Origin of the sequence: Humitalea sp. 24SJ18S-53 (assembly GCF_050632385.1) — a bacterium.
In the GTDB taxonomy this organism is placed as follows: domain Bacteria; phylum Pseudomonadota; class Alphaproteobacteria; order Acetobacterales; family Acetobacteraceae; genus Humitalea.
This window is the reverse complement of sequence record NZ_CP192599.1, coordinates 5,804,526-5,830,074: the sequence shown is the minus strand read 5'-3', so window position 1 is coordinate 5,830,074 and position 25,549 is coordinate 5,804,526. Positions and strand designations below refer to the sequence as shown.

21 protein-coding genes and 1 tRNA gene are annotated in these 25,549 nt (G+C 65.2%); 13 read left to right on the top strand and 9 right to left on the bottom strand.

The annotated features are described in order from the left end of the window. Positions 1–103: 103 nt before the first annotated feature. Positions 104–1,546, bottom strand: coding sequence for a DUF1254 domain-containing protein (locus ACQW02_RS27920; protein ID WP_431283182.1), 1,443 nt, complete (start codon positions 1,544–1,546; stop codon positions 104–106). Between the two features lie 322 nt (positions 1,547–1,868). On the opposite strand from ACQW02_RS27920, the gene ACQW02_RS27915 reads away from it, so the two are divergent. Both ACQW02_RS27915 and ACQW02_RS27910 read left to right on the top strand, forming a co-directional pair. Further along, the gene (locus tag ACQW02_RS27915; protein WP_431283181.1) at positions 1,869–2,393 is read left to right on the top strand and encodes a glyoxalase superfamily protein; all 525 of its coding nucleotides are present in this window, start codon (positions 1,869–1,871) and stop codon (positions 2,391–2,393) included. 137 nt (positions 2,394–2,530) lie between these two features. Beyond that, the gene (locus ACQW02_RS27910) at positions 2,531–3,469 is read left to right on the top strand and encodes a Bug family tripartite tricarboxylate transporter substrate binding protein (protein ID WP_431283180.1); all 939 of its coding nucleotides are present in this window, start codon (positions 2,531–2,533) and stop codon (positions 3,467–3,469) included. 83 nt (positions 3,470–3,552) lie between these two features. Here the strand turns inward: ACQW02_RS27910 and ACQW02_RS27905 are convergent, their stop codons facing one another. From ACQW02_RS27905 to ACQW02_RS27870, 8 genes are all read right to left on the bottom strand, one after another. After that, complete coding sequence (locus tag ACQW02_RS27905; protein WP_431283179.1) at positions 3,553–5,850, bottom strand: restriction endonuclease; 2,298 nt, start codon at positions 5,848–5,850, stop codon at positions 3,553–3,555. A 170-nt stretch (positions 5,851–6,020) separates the two neighbouring features. Beyond that, positions 6,021–6,761, bottom strand: coding sequence for an aspartate/glutamate racemase family protein (locus ACQW02_RS27900; protein ID WP_431283178.1), 741 nt, complete (start codon positions 6,759–6,761; stop codon positions 6,021–6,023). Further along, on the bottom strand, positions 6,758–7,678 hold the full coding sequence (locus tag ACQW02_RS27895; protein WP_431283177.1) for a dienelactone hydrolase family protein: 921 nt from the start codon (positions 7,676–7,678) through the stop codon (positions 6,758–6,760). The genes ACQW02_RS27900 and ACQW02_RS27895 overlap by 4 nt, the downstream gene beginning before the upstream one ends. Before the next feature lie 4 nt (positions 7,679–7,682). Continuing rightward, a complete protein-coding gene (locus ACQW02_RS27890) occupies positions 7,683–8,654 on the bottom strand; it encodes a Bug family tripartite tricarboxylate transporter substrate binding protein (RefSeq protein WP_431283176.1) in 972 nt (323 codons plus the stop codon). A 70-nt stretch (positions 8,655–8,724) separates the two neighbouring features. Next, positions 8,725–9,345: a TetR/AcrR family transcriptional regulator gene (locus tag ACQW02_RS27885; protein WP_431283175.1), complete on the bottom strand. Its 621-nt coding sequence runs from the start codon at positions 9,343–9,345 to the stop codon at positions 8,725–8,727. Between the two features lies 1 nt (position 9,346). Then, positions 9,347–9,769 carry an ester cyclase gene (locus tag ACQW02_RS27880; protein WP_431283174.1) on the bottom strand — a complete coding sequence of 141 codons (423 nt, stop codon included), beginning with the start codon at positions 9,767–9,769 and terminating at the stop codon, positions 9,347–9,349. A gap of 207 nt (positions 9,770–9,976) precedes the next feature. Further along, positions 9,977–10,969 carry a Bug family tripartite tricarboxylate transporter substrate binding protein gene (locus tag ACQW02_RS27875; RefSeq protein WP_431283173.1) on the bottom strand — a complete coding sequence of 331 codons (993 nt, stop codon included), beginning with the start codon at positions 10,967–10,969 and terminating at the stop codon, positions 9,977–9,979. Positions 10,970–11,050: 81 nt separating this feature from the next. Next, positions 11,051–11,245 (bottom strand): DUF1289 domain-containing protein, encoded by a 195-nt coding sequence (locus ACQW02_RS27870; protein WP_431283172.1) that lies wholly within the window; start codon positions 11,243–11,245, stop codon positions 11,051–11,053. Positions 11,246–11,339: 94 nt separating this feature from the next. Between ACQW02_RS27870 and ACQW02_RS27865 the strand changes: the two genes are divergently transcribed. The 11 genes from ACQW02_RS27865 to ACQW02_RS27815 all read left to right on the top strand — a co-directional run bounded on the left by ACQW02_RS27865 (position 11,340) and on the right by ACQW02_RS27815 (position 25,392). Continuing rightward, a complete protein-coding gene (locus tag ACQW02_RS27865; RefSeq protein WP_431283171.1) occupies positions 11,340–13,004 on the top strand; it encodes a formate--tetrahydrofolate ligase in 1,665 nt (554 codons plus the stop codon). 97 nt (positions 13,005–13,101) lie between these two features. Then, a tRNA-Ala gene (locus tag ACQW02_RS27860) sits at positions 13,102–13,177 on the top strand. A 1,159-nt stretch (positions 13,178–14,336) separates the two neighbouring features. Further along, a complete protein-coding gene (locus ACQW02_RS27855; protein ID WP_431283170.1) occupies positions 14,337–15,323 on the top strand; it encodes a DUF932 domain-containing protein in 987 nt (328 codons plus the stop codon). Next, positions 15,323–16,036, top strand: coding sequence for a hypothetical protein (locus ACQW02_RS27850; protein WP_431283169.1), 714 nt, complete (start codon positions 15,323–15,325; stop codon positions 16,034–16,036). The genes ACQW02_RS27855 and ACQW02_RS27850 overlap by 1 nt, the downstream gene beginning before the upstream one ends. Next, complete coding sequence (locus ACQW02_RS27845) at positions 16,033–16,833, top strand: hypothetical protein (protein WP_431283168.1); 801 nt, start codon at positions 16,033–16,035, stop codon at positions 16,831–16,833. Before ACQW02_RS27850 ends, ACQW02_RS27845 begins: the two co-directional genes overlap by 4 nt. Before the next feature lie 284 nt (positions 16,834–17,117). After that, positions 17,118–18,956, top strand: coding sequence for a type I restriction-modification system subunit M (locus ACQW02_RS27840; protein ID WP_431283167.1), 1,839 nt, complete (start codon positions 17,118–17,120; stop codon positions 18,954–18,956). Next, complete coding sequence (locus ACQW02_RS27835; RefSeq protein WP_431283166.1) at positions 18,953–20,011, top strand: virulence RhuM family protein; 1,059 nt, start codon at positions 18,953–18,955, stop codon at positions 20,009–20,011. Before ACQW02_RS27840 ends, ACQW02_RS27835 begins: the two co-directional genes overlap by 4 nt. After that, positions 20,008–21,348 (top strand): restriction endonuclease subunit S, encoded by a 1,341-nt coding sequence (locus ACQW02_RS27830; RefSeq protein ID WP_431283165.1) that lies wholly within the window; start codon positions 20,008–20,010, stop codon positions 21,346–21,348. Before ACQW02_RS27835 ends, ACQW02_RS27830 begins: the two co-directional genes overlap by 4 nt. After that, positions 21,345–21,875 carry a hypothetical protein gene (locus tag ACQW02_RS27825; protein WP_431283164.1) on the top strand — a complete coding sequence of 177 codons (531 nt, stop codon included), beginning with the start codon at positions 21,345–21,347 and terminating at the stop codon, positions 21,873–21,875. The genes ACQW02_RS27830 and ACQW02_RS27825 overlap by 4 nt, the downstream gene beginning before the upstream one ends. After that, positions 21,872–24,982, top strand: coding sequence for a type I restriction endonuclease subunit R (locus ACQW02_RS27820; protein ID WP_431283163.1), 3,111 nt, complete (start codon positions 21,872–21,874; stop codon positions 24,980–24,982). Before ACQW02_RS27825 ends, ACQW02_RS27820 begins: the two co-directional genes overlap by 4 nt. Next, on the top strand, positions 24,979–25,392 hold the full coding sequence (locus tag ACQW02_RS27815; RefSeq protein ID WP_431283162.1) for a hypothetical protein: 414 nt from the start codon (positions 24,979–24,981) through the stop codon (positions 25,390–25,392). The genes ACQW02_RS27820 and ACQW02_RS27815 overlap by 4 nt, the downstream gene beginning before the upstream one ends. The last annotated feature ends 157 nt before the right edge of the window (positions 25,393–25,549 follow it).

The following is a 25,549-nucleotide window of genomic DNA, read 5'->3' as shown; positions in this document are numbered from 1 at the left end:
CTCCCGTGACCGGGCCGCGGGCCGCGTCGCGACCGCCGCCGCTTGTGTGGGAAGGGGACCACGGGCGGCGGGTGCGGCGCAATCGCGATGACGCGCGGCCTGGTCAGGTCGCGCGGACGACCGCCGGCGGGATCCAGCTCTGGTTGAGGATCGAGAAGGCCGGGAGGTCTTTTGGCCAGTAGAGGCGGAACATCAGGACGAAGTCGGCGGTCGGTGCGGGCAGCCAGTTGGATTGGCGTTCCGGCCCCGGATCCTCGGCCTGGATGTACAGGTCGAGCGAGCCATCGGCGTTGGTCTTCAGGGCGTTGCGTTCGCTGAGCGTGTAGCGGTTCAGCGGGTTGGCGACGAAGAAGTATGCGGCGTTGTACATCGTCAGCGACCAGAAGCCGCGCGCCGGGGGCAGCATGCCGGGCGGGATGCGCAGGACGTAGCGGTTGGCGCCGTTCAGCTTGCGGCCTTCGCTGTCCAGCGCCGTCAGCGGATAGACCGCATCCTGTGGGCGATTGGCGCCGAGGCCGACGACCGTGACGGTCGCGCGCTGGGCGTAGTTGGTGCCGTAGATGCCCGTCTCCAGCAGGATGGACCAGTTGTTGAGGCGGCGGCCCTTCGCTTCCAGGTCGCGCAGACTGGCCTCGACCACAGCGGCCGCGGCGCGGGGGGCGGCGGCGATGGCAGTCTTCACCGTGGCGGGCAGGCGCGTGGGGTCGAAGGGGCGGCCCGGGACGATGCCGATGCGCGCCATGCGCGCCAGGATCGGCGCATCGGCGGCGACGGGCGGGTTGGTCATCATCAATTCGGCGAGGCGCTTGAAGTAGTCCTCGCCGCTCATGCGATCGACCTGGGCGCGGACGGCCGTGGTCATGTCGACCGAGGGATCGACGCGGCCGGCGGGCGGGGTGAAGGGGCGGTTGTAGGAACTGAGCGGCACCAGCTTGATCTGGTCCTGGATCGCGTGGACCGCCGCATAGTCTTCCGGCGTGCCGGTGCAGTAGATGCGGCCGAGGATCCAGAGGGTGTCGGTCGGCGAGGAGATCACCGGCACGCCGGCGGGCAGCGGGCCGTTGTACTTCGGCCCCTTCAGCACATAGGTCTGCGCGGCCCCGCCGGTGGTGCGCGCGCCGGCGACCGCGATGACGTTGGTCCAGCCGTCGAGCATCGGCATCAGGTAATAGCGCGAGCCCATGTCGGGCCAGGTGATCACCCACGGTTCGGCGCCCAGGTCCATGAAGGCGCTGCTGTAGAGCGTGTCGGCATTCGGCGCGGTGACCGCGTTGAAGCTGGCGTCGGGGTATTCGCGCAGCATCGCGAACTGGTTCATGGGCGCGTGGAACCCCTCCGGCCGCGCGCGGTTGGTGCTGACGCGGCGCGTCAGGTCGACCGTCACGAGGGGGTAGCCGAAGAGGTAGGCGTCGCGGGCAATCTCACGCGCTTGCAGCAGGGTCAGCGCGGCGGCTTGGGCCTGGGCGGCGGTCGCCGTCACCGTCGTGGCGGCGGCAAGCAGGGCGGGGAGGGTCAGCGCCTGGCGGCGCGGCAGTTCGTCTTTCATTGATGTCACCTTGCGGTTATTTCATGTTGACGCAGCATAATTACCGGACTGGCGGTCGAAGACTTGCGACAGCCAATGATACTTGACGCCGACGTAGCGTGGTTGCCAATGCGTCGCAATGGCTAAAACGGGCGCCGCTTGGTTGATCCCATGCATGACGCGGCCTAGGGTTTTGCCCGGCTGTTGCTGCCTGCCGCTCGCCCCCGGAAGGGGATGGTGACAGCATCACGAGAGATCCTCCGCATCGCATCCCCTCCAGAGGCGGCGACTGCGTCGGCAAGGCGAGCCCCGACACCTGTTCGCCGAACCCGAGGATGGTTTCATGCGCCCGCTCCCCGACCCGAAGACCATGGCCAAAGCCCTGCGCACTGCTTTGCAGAAGCGCGAGATCGACATCCCGCACAGCCTGGCGCTGGACGTCGTGGCCGCGCAGCACGGCGTCGAGAATTGGAACGTGCTCGCCGCCATGATCGGCGATGGCGACATCCGTTTCAGCCAGACCTGTCCGATCCTGCGTATTTTCGACGAGGCCTTGGCACGGGAATTCTACCTCGGCTTTCTGGGATTCCAGCTCGATTGGGAGCACCGGTTTGGTGACAACTTCCCGCTGTATGCGCAGGTGTCGCGGGCTGGGCTGGTGCTGCATCTCAGTGGGCATCATGGCGATGCGACGCCGGGATCGACGGTCTTCGTGCGGATGCATGGCGTGCGGGCGTATCAGCAGGAACTGGCGCGCAGGAATTACAAGCACAACAAGCCGGGCGTGGAGGATGCGCCATGGGGGTTGGTGATGACGGTGACCGACCCGTTCAGCAACCGTATCCGGTTCTGCGAGGACAAGGCCTAGGCTCGACGACGCGGGGTTTGACCCGGTAGACTTCGCGGGCCGGTCTTAATCAGGCGACGCCAAAACACAGCAATCGATGCAAGCGAACGCGCCGGCGAGGTGAGGTTCGAGTGAATAGTCTTGGCAGGCGTGGCCTGTTGGCGGGTGTCGCGGGCTTGGTGACGCCGGCGGTGGCGCAGGAGCGCTATCCCTCCCGCCCCGTGCGGATGATCCTGCCGGTTGGGGTGGGCGGGTTGACCGATGCGGTCGGTCGTATCCTGGCGGAGCGGATGGGGGGCGTGTTGGGCACGCCGATGGTGCCGGAGAATGTGGTCGGCGCGGGCAGCACGCTGGGCGCGCTGGCGCTGCTGCGCAGCCCGGCGGATGGCTATGCGATCATGACGGTGACCAACAATCATCCGGTGATGCAGGCGCTGTATCCGAATTTTCCCTATGATCCGGTGACGGCGTTTTCGCCCATCGCGCTGACGACGCGCCAGGCGTTTTTGTTGACGGTGCATCCGGATGTGCCGGCGCGCGACATGCCGACATTCCTGGCGTGGCTGCGGCAGCAGAAGGATGCGGTGAATTTTGGCGCGGGCACGCCGGGCACGACGAACAACATGGCGGCGGAATTGCTGAAGCATACGATGGGGCTGGAGTTCACCATCGTGCCCTATCGCACCTCACCAGCCGCGGTGCAGGATTTGGTGGCGGGGCGGGTGCAGGCGATGATCGAGACACCGACCTTGATGGGGCCGCTGGTGCAGGCGGGGCAGTTGCGGGCGCTGGCGATCTCCTCGGCGGAGCGGTCGGATGCCTGGCCCGATGTGCCGACCCTGCGGGAATCGGGTGTGACGGATTTTGATGTGACGGCCTGGCAGGCGATGCTGGTGCGGCCGGAAACGCCGCCGGCGATGCAGGCGGCGTTGCGACAGGCGGCGGTGGAGGTGCTGGCCGATCCGGTGACGAAGGAACGGTTGTCGCGGATTGGGGTGGAGATCTGGCCGGATACGTCGCCGGAGGCGGCGACGGCGCATATGCGGGCGGAGGTGGCGCGGTGGTTGCCGTTGGCGGCAAGGATGCGGCCGGGGTGAGGCCATGGGTGGGATCGGCCTACATCGACACAACTCAGACCTACGCGGTTGGTAGCATTCGGCAGAGATGCTGGCAGGGCGACTCAGTCCCGGTCCCCACGTAGGGATGAAAACATTTCGGAAATGCTTCGATCACCGTCCCGGTCGAAGCGGGAACGCTCCTTCCATTCGTCCTGCATGTGATCGGCATATTCGTCCGCATGCTCCTCGAACTCCGCCCTTGCCTCTTCCACCCTTTCGATCAGCCGATCGACGTTGACGCCGAGGCCATCACGAAAAAGTTCAAGATCCTCGATCAGTCCATCAAACTGCTCGTCTGATCTGCATTCCCGCAGCTCCGAGTAGAATCCGTGCTGCTCAATGTGAGCAAAGCTCGCCTGCGCAGCCAGAACCGCCGGGGCTGCCCGGTCCGTGGTATCGACAACGCTAAGCAGTTCGCGCAGCTCATCAACGCGGCAACCAGTACGGGCCTCTATAAGGATCGCGCCCAGAATCAGCCTGTGCAGGACCTCTACCTCAGTGGCCGGCAGCGAGTTTGCGACGTCAAGTGCGCGCAACAACTCCACTCCGTCGTTGATGTCGGCCTGACCGGACTGCCATTCCGCAACGAGCCGAGCCATCGTTGGCGCAAACAACTCTAAGAATTGGCTGCTGCCTAGCCTATCGGCCATTTCCAAAATGATGACCAAGCGCCGCTCGTAACTCGGGCTACGAAATGCCGCGGCACCGCCACCCAGATCGATGCGTCGGTGCTCAATCGCGAGCCGCGCGACCGTCGGAGTAACGCGCCAAGCATTCTGACCTAACGCGGCCAGCACACCACCATTTGAGTGCGCTTTTGCAAACGTCCAAACTTTTCCGATTTGGTCGAAGCCGGCTGCACCCGCAACGATATCGGCGGCATTGTCAGGCGCGGTGCGGATCACGGCATTTAGAAGGTCCAGCACCGACGGGTCAATGACTTCGAAGCCGCCTACCCCGGTTGGTTTGATGAAGCTATTCGCCAACTCACTTAGGCCCAAGCCAAAATCCTCGGGGCGTGTTGAGAAATGGTGGCGGGCCGCTCTAGCCGCGTGAAGCTCGGAGAACGCCGCGAGCAGCGCTGGCTCCCACGATTTTCCGCCCAGAGACCAAAGGGAAAGGAGCATAGATCGACCCGCTTCGGTTAACTCCTGTTCGTAGGCATGGCGCCAAATCTCGGAGGGGTCGCGGAGTAGGTTTTCGACGAACGCGCGATAGTGCTCGACGGATACAGTGCGCAGCCGCCGAAAGCTCGACAACCACTCGATCAGACGTGGGTTGAATTTCTCGTGCTTGACGATCTTCAGATAAAAATCGTCACGCAGCAATTCTTCCACATGTGCGGTTGGTAGATCGCTAAAATACAGATGGTTGTAAAGGATGCACGCTCGCTGACGCTCAGTGTAACTCGGCATGGCAAGAAGGACGCGGAGGTCGCCAAGAGCAGCTTGGCGCAGACGCTCGGATCGATCGAGCGCCTGCGCATAGACGTGCTCGCGTGTCGTCAGAATGAGCCGCGCGGTCGGCGTGGCGCGAACCATCGCGATGAAGTCAAGAAGCGCGCGATCATCGACGCCAGTGCCAGCACCGTAGCGATCACCGGAAAATGTCGCGCCCATGAAATCGTCAAAGTAGAAGATCTGGCGCACACCGGGCTGGAAAAGCCGTGCACCCTCCTTGATGTCACGCTGGACCAAAACCGCCTGATAGCCCCGCTCCAGATGCGAGTAGAGTAGGAGGTCGGCCAGTGTCGTCTTGCCGACGCCTGGCGGGCCAGCGATGATTACCACACGCTCCTCTTGAAGCATCTTCATCGCCTCGGGATATGCATTGCCCGCGACATAGCGTTTGGCCTTTTCATAGACCTGCTGGACCTTGAACTCGCTCAGCGTGACAGCCGCGTTGTGGATAACCCGGTCGAGGATCGCGCGGCTTGCGAGCCAGAGTTTGAAGTGCCCGCCTTCGATGCTGGGATGCTGACCGAGCAGGTTGTTAAGGTCCCCCGCGCCCAATACATCCATCGGCTTGAGTATGTCCGCCCCGATCGCGGCAATGATCTCGTCCTTGTTGGAAGGCGACAGCGAAACCGACGTGACGAGTACGTATCGGCGCGGTTGAAGACGACGGGCCTTAACCGCTTCGACCTTGAGGTCGCGTAGGAGGCCATTGAGCCCTGTACGAAGGTAGTGTTTCACTTGGACGATGGTTTTGTCCGGTCCAGGCGCGTAGCGAAGATCCACGCCACCATCGCGGCCGACCTTGAAGCTCTCGAGCGTCACGCCCCAGTGCGCCTGCAGCAGATCGCGTGCCAGTATCTCCAGGTCATAGGGAGAGAGCTGATGAAAGTCGTACTCGGGCATTTTAAGAAAATTCCACCGTTTATGTTCGCTTTTTTCGATTTTGTTTCAGGGATGAACTTTCAAAATGCCCGACAAACCTCATCCCACCAAGTGTCAATTCGCGGTCTGAAGTCGGGGCCGCACCAGGAAATCGTCAAGCCGGGGCCGCTCGCCGGTTACGGGTTTACGACCTACTCAGCAAATCGCCGCATCAACGCCTCACCCAACCTCGACACCTGCCGCCCCTGCGGCCGGGCGTAGCTGCCGCTCGTCGCCTTGCGCAACCCAAGCCGCACCAGCGCCTCGGCCAGCACCACCGCGCAGGCGACGCCTTCCATCACCGGGACCGGCACGCGGTCGGCGATCTGCGCCGGCATGCCGGCCATCACGGCGCTGGTCAGGATGACGGAATCAGTCTGGTCTTCCTCCACCAGGGCGCAGGCGGTGCGGATAACGGCATCCTTCACGGCATCGGGGTCGTTCAGCGTGTACTGCGCCTCGATGTTCGTCGCGCGGATGCCGGCTAGGCGTGAGGTCAGGCCGTAGGCGGCCACCATCTCCCGCAGGATCGTCCCGGTGCGGGCCGAGGACACGACCAGACCAAAACGCCCGCCGACCAGGCAGGCGGTATGCAGCGCCGCTTCGGTGATGCCGATGACCGGCACGTCCATCATCTGCCGGATCGCCGCCAGCCCGCTGTCGATCGCCGAGGCGACGATCACCGCATCGCAATCGCCGCCTTCGCTCGCGACCAGTTCCAGGTTGGCATAGTCGCCGATGGTCATTTCCATCCGGCTGGCGATGACGCTGGCGCCCAGGCGGCCGGTGGCGGGCTTGATCTCGGTGCCGGGTGCCGCGACGGCGCGGGCGGCGGCGGCCATGCGCTCGGTGATGGCGGGGGTGGTGTTCGGATTGGCGAGTAGCAGCTTCATGACGGGGTCCCCATCGTGGGCGTGAATAGCCCGTTCAAAAATCCCGCGACATCGCGCCGCACCTCGGCGCCAGCAACAGCATGGCCACCGACATGCGCCGATGTCGCGACGCAGGCATCGGCGTAGGTGAATGGCAGGCCGGTCGCGGCATTGACCAGCAGGCCGGGCGCGCGTTCCTCGATCCGGCAATCGCGCACGGATTGCGCGCCGGCGATAAGGGTCGCGCTGCCCAGCGGATTGTCGAAACCGTGGTGGGCGTCTGCGTATTCGGTCAGCGCCACGTCGTGCCCGGCTTCGCGCAAACGCGCGACATGTGCGCGCACTGGCGCGATGGGGTTGAAGTCATCGGGCACGCCGTGGAAAATCCGCAAGGACGTGGGCAACAGATCCGTGTCGTCGATGTAGCGCGTGCCGCAGTCGGGATAGAGCGCGATCGTCGCCGCCGGGCGCGGGCCATCCGCGTTCCACATCGCGCGAAACCGCGTCATCCCGGCATAGACCGCGCCCTGCCCGCCCCGCGAAAACCCCATCACCACGATGCGCGCGGGATCGATCGCTGGATGCCGCGCGAGCAAGGCCAGCGCGCGATAGATGTCGAGCACGAAGGCCAGCCGCCCAAGCCGGGCCTGGTCGGTGGAGACGGAGACCAGCCCGCGCCCGGTAAACCCGTCGAGCACAAAGGCCGCCACCCCCATCGCATTCAGTTGCCGCACCCAGAGCGCCACGCCCGGGCCGATCCCGCCCGAGCCATGCATCAGCACCACGGCGGGTTGCGGCGTGGCGCCCTGCGCCAGGCTCAGCATCCCGGTGATGGTGGTGGGCACGCCCCCCGAATCGCCCACCAAAAATTGCTGGTCGGTCAGGGTCAGGGTCGGGATGGCATGCAGTTCGGTTCGTGCCGGCAGGGTTTTGTCCACGCGGCTATTCCATGGTGATGCGGCGGGCACGGATAATCTCGCCCCAGCGCGCGGTTTCGGCGGCGAGGTAGGCGGGAAATGCCTCCGGCGTGCCGACCTGGGGGATGAAGGCGGCGGCGCGCAGGCGCTCCAGCAGGGCGGGATCGCGCATGGCCGCATCCATCGCCGTCCAGAGCCGGCGGATGATCGGCGCGGGGGTCGCCGCGGGGGCGAGCAGCGCGAATTGGGAGGAGATTTCGTAGCCGGGCAGCGTCTCGGCGATGGTCGGCACCGCCGGCGTCAGGGCGAAGCGCGCGGCACTGCCGATGGCGATGCCCTGCACCGTGCCGGCCTGCATCAGCGGCAGGGCGGTGACGGCATCGACGAAGGCCATCTGGACCTCACCCGTGATCAGCGCCTGCACGGCGGGGGCGCCGCCGCGATAGGTGACGTTCTGGACCTCGATCCCCGCCATCGCGAGGAAAAGTTCCGTCGCGATATGCGCCGAGCTGCCGGCGCCGGAGGAGGCGTAGTTGAGCTGCCCCGGCCGCGCCTTGGCCACAGCGATCAGCGCCGGCACGTCGCGCGGCAAAAATTGGTTGTTGACGCAGAGGTAGATCGGCGTTTCGCACAGCAACCCTATGGCGGCGAAGTCGCGCGCATCGTCATAGCCCCGGTTGCCCATCAGGTGCCCCGCCATCGCGAAAGTGCCGCGGCCGGACATCAGGATGGTGTAGCCATCCGGCCGGGCGCGCGCGACCGAGGCCTGGCCGATGGTGCCGGAGGCCCCGGGGCGGTTTTCCACCACCACCGGCTGGCCGAGGGTCTTGGACATCTGTTCGGCCACCATGCGGCCGACCAGGTCGCTGGACCCGCCAGGCGCCCAGGCCACGACCAGGGTGATCGGCCGCGACGGGAAGGCGTCCTGCGCCTGGGCGGCGCCGCTGGCGAGGCTGACACCGGCGATGGATTGGATCAGGCTGCGGCGCGGCGTCATGCGGCGGTCTCCCGGACGGGTTCTTGGTCTGCCGTCCGTTTACCGCATGTCGTGCCTTCGTCGAGATGGGTCAGACGCGGGTGGCGGGCTTGCGCGCCGCATCGACCAGGGCGCGGATCGCCCAGTGCTTCACCGCCCGGGCGCTGGCGTCGTCGATCTGCAGGACGTCCTTGAAGACGATGAAGGCCTCCGTGCCGATGACGAGGGCGAGCGCCCGGGCCAGCCGTTGCAGGGCCGCCGGGTCGAACTGGTCGCGCGCGGGGGCGAGCGCTGCCTCGATCAACGGCGAGCGTCGGTTCTGGCGACGCGGCAGGTCGCCATCCGCATCGCCCCGGGCGATGCGTTCGACGGATTGCGCCAGCATCATGCGAAGCTGCGTTTCGTTGGCGCGCATCATCTCGTGAAACGCCGCTTCGACGTGTTGCACGCGCGCGACGGGATCTTGCGCGTCGGCGCCGCGAAAAAGCGTCTCGGCATCGGGGATGGCGACGTCGAGGGAGGCTTCCAGCAGCAGCGTCTCGACACGCGGAAAATAGCGATAGGCGGTGGTGCGGGAGACGAGGGCTTCCTCGGCCACCTCCTCCAGGCTCGGGCGGCGACCCTGTTTCAGCAGGCGCGACGCGGCCTGGAGCAGGTCCTTCCGCGTGCGCTTCTTCTGATTGGCCTGGCCGTTCCTGTCACCGCTGGGCATGTCAGACCTGGGGCAGTTGCCGGATGATGGCGGCAAGGTCGACCCAGACGTTTTCGCGTTTGATGTCGCTGTTGTCGGCGAATTCGATCACATGCAGCAGGCGGAATTCGAGCGGGCGGTCGCGGCCTTCGAGGCCGAAGGGACGGCCAGGCGCGCGGCCGCGCCAGATCGATTCATCGACCAGGAAATCATCGCCGTAGAGGCGCTTCAGGCATTCGACCTTGCCGTCGGACAGGTCGGCGAACAGGGCCTCGTAGAAGGGGCGCGCGCCGTCGCGGCCATGGGTCGGGCCGGTGGGCCAGCCGACGATGTCATGTTCGACCTGCGGCGCCAGGGTCGCCAGGACGCCCTGGACGTTGTCACTGGCCTCGAAGCTGAAGTGTTCGTCGATCTTCCGATCCATCTCGGTGCGGGTCAGCGACATGGCCGGTTCCTCCTCTCGTGGGATGTTGTGGACGAGAAAGAGCATAGCGGGACAAAAGTTCCATTTCAACACAAAAATTCCATTCGCCCGCGAATCGGCACGGCGCGCCGCCGCCGGCGCGCCGTGCCAGGTCCAGAATGATCCTCGAAGGCTCGCGATGGGCGCTGCGGGAGGGGCGAAGAGCCCCTTTTCACAGCGCCGCCCGGGCTATTCCGGCCGGATGTTCGCCGCCGCGATCACGCCGCGCCAGCGGGCGATCTCGGCCTGCTGGAAGGTGCTGTATTCCTCCGGCGTATTGGCGACGACGGTCAGGCCGATACTGCCCAGGCGTTCGGTGACCTGCGGTGTTTTCAACGCCGCGATGACGGCGCCCGCGACCTTGTCGCGCAGGGCGGGCGCCATGGCACCCGGCGCCATCACCGCCTGCCAGGAGGTGACGACGAAATCGGGCAAGCCGGCCTCGGCCGCCGTCGGCACGTCGGGGATGACCGCGCTGCGGGTCGGGCCGGTCTGCAGGATGGCGCGCAGGCGGCCGCCGGAGATATGCCCCGCGACGGTGCCGAGGTTCTGGAACGACAGCTGCACATTGCCCGCGATCAGGTCGGTCGCGGCCGCGGCCCCGCCGCCATAGGGGATATGGGCGATGTCCGCCCCGATGCGCTGCTTGAACAGTTCCGAGGTCAGGTGATCCGACGACCCCACGCCGCTGGTGGAATAGGAGGCGCGGCCCGGATTGGCGCGCAGCCAGGCGATCAGTTCGGGCAGGGTGCGCACCGGCACCTTCTCGGGGTTCACCACCAGCACGTTGGGGGTGGTGACGGCCAGGGTGATCGGGGTGAAGTCCTTCACCGGATCGTAGCCGAGGTTGGGGCGCAGGGCCGCGTTGATGGCGAAGACGCCGATCGATCCGGTCATCATCGTGTAGCCATCGGGGGCGGCGCGGGCCATGGCGCGGCCGGCGACCTCGCCATTCGCGCCGGGGCGGTTTTCGACGACGACGGGCTGGCCGATGGTGGTGGACATCGCCTGGGCGATCGAACGCCCGGTGATGTCGGAGGGTCCGCCGGCGACGAAGGGGATCAGCATCGTGGCCGGGCGGGTCGGCCAGTCGGGGGCGGGCTGGGCGCGCGCGATCCAGGGGGCGGCGAAAGGCGCGGCGGTCAGCGCCAGCACGGCGCGGCGGGGCCAGGTCTTGGTCATGGGCTGTTTTCCCGGGGTTGTTTCCTCGGTGTCATCCTGCCGTTAGGTTCCGCGGAAGGCCAGTGGTCCTATTGCGTGGTCCTATTGCGCGGCGGCCGCCATCGCCTGGAGCCGCTGGCGGGCGGCGGCCACGATCGCCGCCTGTTCGGCCTCGGTCGCCGTCGGCCAGGCGCCGATCTCGGCCAGGGTGCGCCCGCAGCCGAGGCAGAGCGCGCCATCTGCCCGCAGCACACAGGATTTGCGGCAGGGGCTGTCCATCGGCGCTGTGTGCCGCATCGCCGCGCGCGCCGCCAGCGTCGGCTTGCTTTGGCCCGGCTTGCCGCGCCCCGGAAGGCCACGTAATCCGGCCGGTAGGGGGGACCACCATCGCATGAGTACCGACCTCGAAATCGCCCGCGCCACGCCGCTGCAACCGATCGCGCGGATCGCCGCGCGGGCCGGGATCCCGGAGGAGGCGGTGCTTCCCTATGGCCGGTCCAAGGCCAAGGTCGATCCGGCGCTGATCCCCGACACGGGGCGGCGCGGCGCGCTGGTGCTGGTCACCGGCATCACCCCGACCCCCGCCGGGGAGGGCAAGACCACCACCACCATCGGGCTGACCGATGCGCTGGCCGCGGCCGGGGTGAATGCCATCGCCGCCCTGCGGGAGCCGAGCCTGGGGCCGTGCTTCGGCGTCAAGGGCGGGGCGACGGGCGGCGGGCGCGCGCAGGTCGGGCCGATGGAGGACATCAACCTGCATTTCACCGGCGATTTCCACGCCATCACCAGCGCCAACAATTTGTTGGCCGCGATGATCGACAACCACATCTACTGGGGCAACGCGCTCGGCATCGACACGCGCCGCGTGGGATGGCGGCGGGCGGTGGATATGAACGACCGGGCGCTGCGGCACATCACCGGGTCGCTCGGCGGGGTCGCGAACGGGTTTCCGCGTGACGACGGCTTCGACATCACCGTGGCGTCGGAGGTGATGGCGGTCTTCTGCCTGGCGACCGATCTGGAAGACCTGCAGGACCGGCTGGGGCGGATGGTGGTGGCGCAGACGCGCGACGGGCATCTGATCACCGCGCGCGACCTGCAGGCCGATGGGGCCATGGCGGTGCTGCTGCGCGACGCGCTGATGCCGAACCTGGTGCAGACGCTGGAGGGCACGCCGGCGCTGATCCATGGCGGGCCGTTCGCCAATATCGCGCATGGCTGCAACAGCGTGATCGCGACGCAACTGGCGCTGCGGCTGGCCGATATCGTGGTGACCGAGGCCGGCTTTGGCGCCGACCTGGGGGCGGAAAAATTCCTGGACATCAAGTGCCGCCAGGCGGGGCTGTCGCCCGCGGCCTGCGTCGTGGTCGCCACGGTCCGGGCGCTGAAGATGCACGGCGGGGTGCCGAAATCGGCCCTGGGGGCGGAGGATGTCGCGGCGGTCCGGCGCGGGGTGGTGAACCTGGCGCGGCATGTCGAGAATTGCCGCGGTTTTGGTTTGCCGGTGGTGGTCGCGCTGAACCGCTTTTCCGGCGACACGGCGGCCGAGATCGAGGCGGTTCGCGCCGCGATGGCGGCCCTGGACACCGAGGCGGTGCTTTGCACCCATTGGGGCGATGGCGCCGCCGGGGCGGCGGAACTGGCGCAGGCGGTGCGCCGCCTGGTCGATGGCGGAACCGCCCGATTCGCGCCGCTGTATGACCTGGACCTGCCGCTGGCGGAAAAAATCCGCGCCATCGCGACGGGGATCTACCGCGCCGCCGACATCGCCCTGCCCGCCGCCGTCGCCAAGAAGTTGCTGGCCTTCGAGGCGCAGGGGTTTGGCCACCTGCCCGTCTGCATCGCCAAGACGCAATATTCCTTCAGTTCCGACCCGACCGAGATGGGCGCCCCCAGCGGGCACCTGCTGCCGGTGCGGGATGTGCGGCTGTCGGCCGGCGCGGGCTTTGTCGTGGCCGTGTGCGGCGACGTGATGACCATGCCAGGCCTGCCGCGCAGCCCGGCGGCGGAACGCATCGGGCTGGACGCGGAGGGGCGCATCGACGGGCTGTTCTGACGCCCGATGCGAGAAACCTCCGGCGCGGGGGTTGCGGGGTCGCGGCGGCGGCGGTAAGAGCGCGCCTCCGCAGGATTTTCTGGTCCGGCGGATGTGTGGGGCCATAGCTCAGTTGGTAGAGCGCTTGAATGGCATTCAAGAGGTCGGCGGTTCGATTCCGCCTGGCTCCACCATTAAATTGCGCCAAACCCGTTGATTTTTCTATGATTTTTGGTTGGCGTCAGACCGTTGCCCCAACATACGCCCCAACGGGCTCTCGGTTTTCGCGGCCCGACGGCCCTGAATTGCCAGCCGTCTTCGCCCGCGAACTGTCATCGCCCGAGGCGCCAGCGCCGCATCATGTCCGGCGGAATGTCCTCCAAGTAGCAGATCGGCGATCGCCCCGCAGGGCGGGAATAAGCGCTGCGCCCGCCGCAGGCCGCACCATTCCGCATGACCGAATAAGGGCAGGCGCAGACGGATGGATACTGCGCGATGCTCTCTGCAATGATCGCCCGTCGCACCGCGTCGTCGGACAGTGCCTCGCCGCGACCAACAGCCGGCGCGTTCCAAAGCAGAACCAGCAGCGCAGTACAGGGGGCGTATCGCGCAATCGGTCCACGCGCGCGGGCTGAAAGTTCCATTTCGGGTCAGCCTACGGGCGTTGCAACCGGATCCGGCGACGCGCCGGGTGTGACGAGAAGGCTGAACACGCGATCCCCGCCGCGTCCATTCCTCCCGCTTTGAAGGCGCGGAATCAGGCGGTGTGGATCGGCAGCGCGACAAAGGCGATCGAATAGCCGTCGCCGATCGAGCCGCATTCTGTCCGGTCCGAATGGTCCGCTTCACAGTCGCCAAGCTGCCCCCTTCTCCCCCTATCCGGTGGGCCGGAGGACAACTGCGCTCAGACCACCCCATGGCCTCGTGGGGGCAGGCGCTGCGCGCTGGCGGGCTTCGCGCTCCATGAGGTCAGGGCGGATACCAGACAACACGGCAGGGGACTGATTGTCAGCCTTAGCGCCACGGCATGGGACGCTGGAGGCCGGATAGATACCAACCGGGCTAGTGTTCGCCGATGAAGTCAGGGCCGGGTGGTGCGCCAGGCGGCCGGCATCGTTCGCAGGTCCGCGCGCGTGGATCGATGCTGGAACCGCTGCCGTGGTCGCTGGCCGGGCGCCCCCCCCATTATCCGCTTCGGGGGGGGGGGTCTAGATATGGCCCTACCCGCGAATTTTCTCTTGAGTGCATTGGAGTTTCAAGGGGGCGCTGCCGGCCACACCGAATTTCCGACACGAAACCGATGCACAAACGAACTGAGGTGTGTCATTCTCCGATGATAGCGGGGGAAACTACGTGGCGCACAATCTATTCCGTGATTCGATGGTCTATGTCGGTGAAACGCCGTGGCACGGACTCGGTAAAAAGGTAGAGTCGTCAGCGAGCGCCGCCGAATTTCTGCGGGCCGGCAACCTCGACTGGCAAGTCCGTTTGGCGCCGGCGGCAGGGGCCAAGCAGGACGGCCGCGGTCGATGGAACCGCATGACGATCATGCGCGATCCTGTCGAGCCTGAGCCTGACCCCGTCGCGCTCGGAATGGTGACATCCCGCTACAAACCGCTTCAGAACACCGAAGCCTTCGCGTTCTTTGACCCGCTCATCGCGACCGATTGGGCACGTTACGAGGCCGCAGGCGCGCTCGGCGATGGAGAGACTGTCTGGGTGCAGGTACGGCTCCGGGACGACATGAAGGTCCAGGAAGATGAGACAATTGAACGCTACCTGCTCTTGCGGAATCGGCACAACGGAGAGGGTGCCGTCAGCATCCGGTTCACGCCAATCCGCGTCGTCTGCCAGAACACGTTGTCCGCTGCCGAGTGTGGATCAACGACTTTCGCGAAAGTGCGCCACACAGGCGCCATGCATGACCGCTTAGCCGGGGCGGCAGCAGATGCGATGATGAACGAGATCGAAGCCTTTGCGGAGCGGTCAAGGCGCACGTTCGCGGCGATGGTCGCGCGGGCCTTGAAGGCGCAGGAACGCTTGGACCTTCTCACTCAACTTTGCGGCCCCCCGCCGAAAGGGCCGGCGCCGGACAACCTGCCGTCGCGGCGGGAAATGGCCGAGACGCGACTGGCGGCACAGTCGGCTGTTGATCCGCAGGCCGGCAGCGAGACGGCCTGGGCGCTCTACAACGCCATCACCTGGGCTGAGGATGAGCGGGCGCGACTGCGCGCAAGAAAGGACCCGGAGGCGGGGCTGAACGCCATGTGGTTCGGCGGCGGCGCGGACAACAAGATCAAGGCATTGAAGGTGCTGGCCGCGGTTTCGGGAATGGCCTGATGGGTTTGGTGGTTTTTTCCCTCTTCGCGATCCCAGCAGCCTGCCTGGTCATTTTCGCCGGCTATCGCGCGATCATGGACTTCCGATTCGAGGCGCAGCAACAAGCCGATGTGGTAAGCCAAACGGTAGCAGCGGTCCGTGATAGAAAACCCACCCCGTCCCATTCGTCGGGCCGTTCAGCGCATGGCCCGGAGGCGGCGCCGGCACGCTTCACGCACGGTGAACTGGTCTTTATGACTGTCGAAGGAAACGGATCAAAAATCTGGCGTGTGATCGGTGAGACGACGGAATCGAGGCGAGGGCGGCGGATTGTCGTCGAAAGCGTCGACGGTTCAGACATTCCCTGGCGGATGACACACTTCGACGGGGCGCAACTGTCCCGTTTGCGTCCCGCCGCCGCGTTTGGCGACCGCGTTCAATTGGAGCGGGTTGCAGCGCCCCAGACCGCACAGTCTCATGGGGTTGACATCGTGGGGAGTCGTCGAAAACGCATGGTGATCGGATCCACTGCAGCTGTATTTTTCATCGCCGGATGCATCGTCGGTGGCTCTGCCGATTGGTCTTTCGGACGACCGTCGTCGCCTGAAGACGCTAGGGCGGGATGTGTGCTGCGACACTCTAACCGTCTGCCGCGCGCGAGCGGGTCAAATGACCTCGGCATGCGATGGCTCATCGGTGAGTGTTTCAGAAATCCGGACCTTCGCGCACCATGACAGATGAACCACGGATTGAACTTTCTAACAGCAGGGCAGACCACATCGCGGCCGTCCAGGCGCTGCTACCCTATGGTTGGCAGATCGTGGATGAGCACGGCGCCGTGTCGATCCTGGACCAGCACGGCGACTACGTAAGCCAGAGCGACGATCCCCCGAAGACGCCAGACGAGGTAGCGGGTCTGCTGGCGCAGGTAGATCGGTTGCTGCGCCATGACCAGGAGAACGGTTTCAACGCCACGATTGCTTTAAACGTCGAGGAAGCCATTGCGACACCCTCTGCCGTGACGACGCGCGCCACCATGCCAACCACTCCCGACCTGGCGAATGCCCGCGCGCTGACCGTTGTGGAATCACCATCTTCTGTCCTTGCTGCGCCGGAACCGAAGTCTCAGCCGGAGCCATTCCCGATGAAGCAGAAGCGATCTGAGAGGACGGCTGATAACGGTCAGCAAATCGGGCGACGCCTTTTCCAAACCGTTATTGCCTTATTTTTTGCAGCAGCCGGATGGTTTTGCGGCACAATGTTTCTCGGCTGCTGCTACAATTCCCAATGGTCGGTCTTTGGCGAACTAGTCCCGGCCGGATATCTGGCGCAAGTCGATCCGGCAGAAATCGCGAGGGCGATGGTCGCTGGAAATATCCAAATCGTAGAATTTTTGCGGCTTCCCTACGCCAGTACGTGGTTCCGGTTGCCGCTCAATATCAACGGCGTGATCGTTGCTATTTTGCTGACAACGGGGTTTGGCCTCATCGTTGGCCTTGTTGTCGCAAAGCGTATCCGAACGCCGAAATGATGGATGGCGGGGCGGCATAGACACCCCCACTTCGCCCCAGGTGGTCGGACAGGTGGAACTGGTCGGTCTGCGGGCGTGGATCAGGCTGGCCGTTCCACATCTTAGATAAATCGATGGATGCCCGTGCAATAGGCGGCATAGTCAGAGTTGAACCAATGGTCCCTTTTCTTTTGGTTGCAGCTTGCGTGCCAACGCATTCCCGCTGACCGTTCCACATCCGTGCGGTCTCGTTCAGTCTGCGCCGCCCCGCCAACACGACTGCCCCAGGAACCGAACGCCCGCCCATGAGCCAGTCCCTGTCCCTTTCCGCCCTCATCTGGTCCGTCGCCGACCTGCTGCGTGGTGACTACAAGCCCTCCGAATACGGCAAGGTCATCCTGCCCTTCACCGTGCTGCGCCGCCTGGACTGCGTGCTGGCCCCCACCAAGGCCGCCGTGCTGGCCGAGAAGGCGACCAGGGAGACGATGGGCCTCAACCCCGATCCCTTCATCCAACGCCTGACCGGCCTGGCCTTCGCCAACACCTCCCCGCTCGACCTCAAGACGCTGATGGGGGACCAGGACCACTTGGCGACCAACCTGGCCGCCTACATCCAGGGCTTCTCCCCGGCCGTGCGGGACGTGTTCGAAAGGTTCCGCTTCACCGAACAGGCCGACCGGCTGCAAAAGGTCGGGCTGCTCTATCAGGTGACGGAGAAGTTCGTCGGCTTCCCGCTGCACCCCGACACGGTGAACAACCATGACATGGGGCTGGCCTTCGAGGAGCTGATCCGCAAGTTCGCGGAAATCTCCAACGAGACCGCCGGCGAGCATTTCACCCCGCGCGACGTCATCAAGCTGATGGTCAACCTGCTGTTCATCGAGGACAGCGACATCCTGACGCCCGGCACATCGGCCGTTCGCACCATCTACGACCCCACGGCCGGCACGGGCGGCATGCTCTCGGTCGCCGGGGAGCATCTGTTGGCGCACAACCCGAACGCCCGCCTGACCATGTTCGGGCAGGAGTTGAACGACGAAAGCTACGCCATCTGCAAGGCGGACATGCTGATCAAGGGGCAGGACGTCCGCAACATCGTGCCGGGCAACACCCTTTCGGACGACGGGCATGGCGCCCAAAAATTCGACTACATGCTGTCAAACCCGCCTTTTGGTGTGGAATGGAAGAAGGTCGAAAAGGAGGTCCGCAAGGAGGCCGATCAGATGGGCTTTGCCGGGCGCTTCGGGCCGGGCCTGCCGCGGATCTCCGACGGGTCGCTGCTGTTCCTGTTGCACCTGCTGTCCAAGATGCGGCCGGCCCAGGACGGCGGTAGCCGGGTCGGCATCGTGCTGAACGGATCGCCGCTGTTCACCGGCGGCGCCGGGTCGGGCGAGAGCGAGATCCGCCGCTATGTCCTTGAGAACGATCTGGTCGAGGCGATCATCGCCATGCCGACTGACATGTTCTTCAACACCGGCATCGCGACCTATGTCTGGGTGCTGTCCAACCGCAAGCCGGCGGCGCGGAAGGGCCGGGTGCAGCTGATCGACGCCTCCGCCCTTTGGCAGAAGATGCGCAAAAGCCTGGGCAGCAAGCGTCGGGAGATGAGCGAGGAGGACATCGCTACCGTGACCCGGCTGTTCGGCGACAACGTCGAGGCGTGGCTGGCGACCATCACCACGGCCGATGGCAAGACCAGCACGGTGGCGGTGCCGGAGGGCAAGACGCCGCCGCCCGCGCCGCAGGGCGGCCAGTTGAAGCTGGCGCCGCTGTCCCGCATCTTCCGCACCGAGGATTTTGGGTATCGCACCATCACGGTGGAACGCCCCCTGCGGGACGATAAGGGCCGGGTCGTCCTGGGCCAGAAGGGCAAGGCCAAGGGCAAGCCACAACCTGACAGCGCGCTGCGGGACACGGAGAACGTGCCGCTGAGCGAAGAGGTCGAAGTCTACTTCAAGCGCGAAGTGCTGCCGCATGCACCGGATGCCTGGATCGACGACGAGAAGACAAAGACAGGCTACGAGATTCCCTTCAACCGGCACTTCTACGTGTTCGAACCACCCCGGCCGCTGGCGGTCATCGATGCCGAGTTGAAGCAGGTGACCGACCGCATCCTGACGATGATCGGGGGGCTGGCCGCGTGAGCGATGGCCTGCCGCCCTCAAGCCTTCTTCTCTACCAGACCGAGGATGGAAGCACCCGGCTGGAATGCCGCTTCGCCGACGAAACCCTATGGCTGACGCAGGTGCAGATGGCGGAGCTGTTTCAGACCAGTGTGCCCAACATCAACATCCATCTGCGCGCCATATACGCCGATCGCGAACTGACCCCGGAGGCAACTATTAAGTCCCACTTAATAGTTCGCGCCGAGGGCCAGCGGCAAGTCTCCCGCCCCATCCAGCACTACAGCCTGCCCGCCATCCTCGCCGTCGGCTTCAGGGTGCGCAGCGCGCGCGGTACCGAATTCCGGCAATGGGCGACCGCGCGGCTGGAGGAATACCTCCGCAAGGGCTTCGTCCTGGATGATGAGCGCCTGCGCAACCCGCCCGGGGTGGGGGTGCCGGATTACTTCGATGAATTGCTTGAACGCATCCGCGACATCCGTGCCAGTGAGCGGCGGGTGTATCTGCGGGTGCGGGAGATCTTCGCCCTGGCCGCCGATTACGTGCCGGGAGCGGCGGAAACCCAGGCGATGTTTCAGGTGGTGCAGAACAAGCTGCATTTTGCGGCCACGGGCATGACGGCGCCTGAACTGATCGCCAGCCGTGCCGATGCCAGTAAGCCGAATATGGGCCTGACGACGCAGCCGGGGGAGCGGGTGCGGAAGGCGGATATCACGGTGGCCAAGAACTACCTGAACGCAGCGGAGATCGGCGAACTGAACCGAATCGTGGTGATGTTCCTGGACTTTGCCGAAGACCAGGCGCGGCGCCGCAAGCAGATCTTCTTGAACGACTGGAAGGCCCGGCTGGATGATTTTCTGCGCTTCAACGACCGCGACGTGCTGCCCAATGCCGGCCGGGTGACTCGGGAGGCAGCCGACCGCAAGGCCGCGGCGGAATACGAGGTGTTTGCCGCCCACCGCCGCGCCGCGCTGGAGGCGGAAGGCGAGGCGGATGCGCTGCGGCGGTTGGAGGATGCGGCGAAGAAGCTGCCGAAGCGCCGCAAGCCGGCGGCGCGCGGAGGAAGCGAGGAATGACGTTCCCGGTTTATCCGGCGTACCGGGAAAGTGGGGTGGAATGGTTCGGCGCGATCCCACTCGGTTGGAAGGTAATCGCGCTCAAGCGGGACCTCCACTTCCTCACAAGCGGCTCACGCGGATGGGCGGATCACTACGCGGACGAAGGCGCGCTGTTCCTCCGTATCGGAAACCTCCCACGCGACGGCCTCGAACTTGATCTTGCGGACATACAGCGTGTCGAGGTGCCCGCTGGCGCGGAAGGCGAGCGGACGCGCGTCCAGCCCGGGGATGTTCTATTCTCGATCACAGCCTTCATGGGCTCCGTGGCAGTCGTGCCCAACAACCTCGAATGCGCCTATGTCAGCCAGCATGTCGCGCTCGCCCGGCTGCGCGGCGACCTCCTGCTGCCGCGGTGGGTTGGCTACGCTACACTATCCGCAGCGGGAAAGGCCTACCTGGACGCCCAATGCTACGGGGGAACGAAAATCCAACTCAGCCTCGACGATGTCGCCAACCTGCCCGTGACAGTTCCGCCTGCCGAGGAGCAACGCGCGCTGATAGCCTTCCTCGATCGTGAAACCGGCAAGATCGACGCGCTGGTGGCCGAGCAGGAGCGGTTGATCGCGCTGCTCAGGGAGAAGCGGCAGGCCGTCATCTCCCAGGCGGTTACCAAGGGCTTGGACCCCAACACCCCGATGAAGGATTCCGGGGTGGCATGGCTAGGGCAGGTGCCAGCGCATTGGAAGGTGCAGCGCCTTGGCGCGCTGTTTCGAGAAGTCATTGAGGAAGGAGAGCACGATCTTCCTGTCCTCAGCGTCTCCATCCATAATGGTGTTTCAGACCGCGAGCTTGCCGATGTTGAGATGGATCGGAAGGTCACGCGCAGCGAAGATCGAACGAAGTACAAGAAGGTCGCGGTAGGTGACCTCGTCTACAACATGATGCGTGCTTGGCAGGGCGGCTTCGGGACGGTCGCCGTTGTCGGCATGGTCAGCCCGGCCTATGTCGTGGCGCGGCCGAGAGGTGACCTGCGAACGGCATTCGTTGAATTCGTTCTGCGAACCCCACAAGCAATCGAGGAAATGCGCCGCTATTCGAAGGGCGTTACCGATTTCCGCCTTCGTCTCTATTGGGACGAGTTCAAGCAAATCGTCATCGCTGTGCCGCCGCTGACCGAACAGGTCAGAGTTCTTGCGGCTATCGACGCCCAAGCGGCGCGCTTCGACGCCCTTACAACCGAAGCCCATCGCGCCATTGCCTTCCTTCGCGAACGTCGCGCCGCCCTGATCTCCGCCGCCGTGACTGGCAAGATCGACGTGCGCGGCCTCAGCCCGAAAGCACTGGAGGCCGCATGAATATCGAACCCACGCTCCGACACCTTCCCGACATGTCCCCCGAGGAGCGCGCCCGCCTTCGAACTAACGCGGAACGTTTGCGTGACATGGGGACGACGGCGCAGAAGGCGTCAGCCAACCAAGTCTTGGACGCTATGGCGCGTTTGACCGAAGTCGAACACCAAACGTTAGTTGTGCGGCTTGGTGGCCTGACCGTCGCCCAGCGGGTCGACGAGGCGTTCAAGGCTGTTCGGATGACGGAAACCGAAGCCAGGCTCATTCAGGTCCTGCTTGACCACCCTGGCTCGACCTCGGCCAAACTGTCGGCGGCGCTGGGTTGGGATGGACAGGCCTGGCACATGCATTTTGGCACAATGTGCGCGAAGCGAGGCGTCTACCTGTGGCCTGCACCCTGGGCCGAGAAGCGCAATGCCGACTTCTTCTCGGGCATCCTGGCCGACTTCGTCGATGACGGAAGCCTGTTCACAATGAAGCCCGAGGTGACAGCGGCGTTCGCGACGATGGGTATCCGGACGCGTTCTGCGTGAGCGTCCACAAGGAGATCGCCTTCGAGGACGGCCTCTGTGCCCACCTCGCCACGCATGGCTGGCTTTACGACCCCACCGGCGCCGCCCGCCACGACCGCGCCCGCGCGCTCTTCCCCGAGGACCTGATCGCCTGGGTGCAGGCCACCCAACCCGATGCCTGGGCCAGCCTGACGAAAACCCACGGCCCCACCGCCGGCACGGTTCTGGCCGACCGCCTGCGCGTCGCCTTGGACAAGCAGGGGCTGCTGGAGGTGCTACGCGGCGGCCTGGACGTAGTCGGGCTGTCGAAGCGCATAGTCCTTTGCCAGTTCCGACCCGCGTTGGGCATGAACGGCGACCTGCAAGCCCGATACGACGCCAATCGGCTGCGGGTGGTCCGGCAGCTACGATACTCGGTCCACAGCGAGAACAGCCTCGACATCGTGCTGTTCCTCAACGGCATCCCCGTGGCTACGGCCGAGTTGAAGTCGGACTACACGCAGGGGCTTCAGAACGCGATCGACCAGTACAAGTACGACCGCTTGCCCAGGACTCCTGCCGGCAACCAGCCGGAACCGCTGCTGGCCTTTCCGGGCGGCGCGATGGTCCACTTCGCCGTCAGCAACAGCGAGGTCGCCATGACCACGTTGCTGGCCGGGGTGGACACCACCTTCCTGCCCTTCAACCGCGGTGTCGACTTCGGGGCCGGCAACCCGCCCAACCCGAACGGCGCACAGACCGCCTATCTGTGGGAGGCGATCTGGCAGCGCGACAGCTGGTTGGAAATCCTCGGCCGCTACGTGGTCCCGGTGAAGGACGACAAGAAAAAGCTCCGGCGCTGGATCTTCCCCCGATTCCATCAACTGGACGCCACCCGCGCACTGGTCGCGCAGGTGCTGATCGATGGGCCGGGCGGCAAGTATCTGATCGAGCACTCCGCCGGTTCGGGCAAGACCAATTCCATCGCCTGGACGGCCCACTTCCTGGCCGATCTGCACGACGCCGCGCACAAGAAGCTGTTCGACACGGTCGTCGTGGTGTCCGACCGCACGGTGCTGGACAAGCAGTTGCGCGAGGCCATCGAGAGCTTCGAACGGACGCCAGGCGTGGTGGAGGTCGTGACAGGCGAGGGGGCGGCCAAAAGCGCCCAGCTGGCGGCGGCGCTGTCGGCAGGCAAGAAGATCGTCGTCTGCACGATCCAGACCTTCCCCTTCGCCATGAAGGAGGTGCAGCGCCTGTCGGCCAGCAAGGGCAAGCGATTTGCCGTGGTCGCCGACGAAGCCCATTCCTCCCAAACCGGAAAGGCCGCCGCCGAACTCAAGCTGGTGCTGACGGCCGAGGAACAGGCGGCGCTGGAGGATGGTGGTGAGGTCGGGCTGGACGACCTGCTGGCGGCGCAGATGGCGGCGCGGGCGGATCAGGATACCGGCATCACCTACGTGGCCTTCACCGCGACCCCCAAGGCTAAGACGCTGGAAATCTTCGGCCGTCGCCCCAACCCCGACATGCCGGCCAGCAAGGACAACCTGCCGGCCGCCTTTCATACGTATTCCATGCGCCAGGCCATCGAGGAGAAGTTCATCCTCGACGTGCTGAAGAACTACACGGCGTACAAGATGGCGTTTCGCCTGACCCACGGCGGCAAGGATTTCACCGAGAAGGAGGTCGATGCCAGCGAGGCCAAGAGAGGCATCATGGGATGGGTGCGGCTGCACCCACACAACATCGCCGCCCGCGTCGAGATCGTGGTCGAACACTTCCGCCAGAACGTGGCCCACCTGCTGGGCGGCAAGGCCAAGGCTATGGTGGTCACCGCCAGCCGCAAGGAGGCGGTGCGCTGGATGAAGGCGATGCAGGGCTACATCGCCCGCCGCGGCTATGGGATCGGGCTGCTGGTGGCCTTTTCGGGCGAGGTGACGGACCCGGAGACGGGGCCGGACGAGTTCACCGAAACCAACATGAACCCCGGCCTGAAGGGCCGCGACATTCGCGAGGCGTTCAACACCCCGGAGTTTGTCATCCTGCTGGTGGCCAACAAGTTCCAGACGGGCTTCGACCAGCCGTTGCTCTGCGCCATGTACGTCGACCGAAAGCTTGGTGGCGTCCAGGCGGTGCAGACGCTGTCGCGGCTGAACCGGGCTGCGCCGGGCAAGGACACGACCTACGTCGTGGACTTCGTGAACGAGCCGGACAAGATGCTGGAGGCGTTCCAGGCGTATCACAAGACGGCGGCGCTGGCGGATATCAGCGACCCCAACGTGGTGCTGGACCTGCGGAACAAGCTGGACGCGTTCGGCGGCTACGACACCTTCGAGGTTGAGCGGGTGGCCAAGGTGGCCATCAACCCCAAGGCCACGCAAGGCGATCTGGACGCCGCGATCGTGCCGGTGAGCCACCGACTCCTGACCCGCTACAAGCAGGCCCACCAGGCCTTCCAGGGCGGTACCGATGGCACCAAGGCGCAGCAGGCCGCCAAGGACGAGATGGCGGCCCTGATCCTCTTCAAGAGAGACCTGGGCAGCTACATCCGCGTCTATGAGTTCCTCGGGCAGATGTTCGATTACGGGAACACGGACTTCGAAAAGCTCTACCTGTTCGGCAAGATGCTGCTGCCGCTGCTGGACTACGGGCGCGAACGCGAGGGCGTCGACCTGTCGGCGCTGAAACTGACGCACCATCGGATGCGCGACCTGGGGCAGCAGAAATTGAACCTGGGCGGCACGGGCGACACGCCCGGCCTGACGCCTGTGAAAGAGGTCGGTGGTGGCCAGGTGCAGGAGAAGCACAAGCAGCGGTTGGACGAGATCATCGCGGCGCTGAACGACCTGTTCGAGGGGGAACTGACGGACGGCGACCGGGTCGCATTTTTCGAGGGGGTGAGGGCCAAGCTGATGGAGAACGCTGAGTTGCAGGCGCAGGCCGCGGCCAACACCAAGGAGCAGTTCATGAACTCTCCCAGTCTGGATGTTGAGTTGATGAACGCCATCATTGAGTCGATGGGCGCGCATCAGATCATGAGCAAACAAGCGCTGAATTCGGAGGCCGTGCGTGCGCGCATCATGGCTGCGCTATTGGGACCGGGGGGACTTTGGGAGGCGCTGGGAAAGGCGAGACAGGCGTGGACATGAACGGGCTGGCGGGCTTCCGCGCGATCGGACGACACTCGGCACGGTCACCGTCTGGATCGGACGAAATCCTGAGCAGGGCAGCATACCTTCACCCGACCTCACTATATCAGCAGGCGGATGGCACCGTGTTGCGCAAGTTTCCATACGGTCACTATCCTGAAAAGTGGCGCGAAGCAGCATGCAGTCCGCGTTGCGAGAGTTCGCGCTGGCACCCGCCCTGGCAGGACTACCGTTTCACCTTCCAATCCGTTGGAAACGGCTGGACCGAGGCGGGTTTTCGCGCGCAGCAAAGTTTCGTGGATACGGGCCGCGGTTTGAGGAGCGGGACGCCCAGCATCGACATAAGAATGATGCGCCACATGGAGCGATCGGCGTATTTGGGAAATACTTTCAGCGCCGCCGCGATTTGATAGATCGCAGGCATTCTGAATGATCCGACGCGGCACGCTGCCCAGACCACTTTGTCAGCCGCGACTCGGCTTCTGTGTCTGCCGTCACGGCCTCTGCCGCCATCGCGGCAATCCGCCGCACCAACCCGGCCGGCATGGCAACCTCCAGCACAGCATC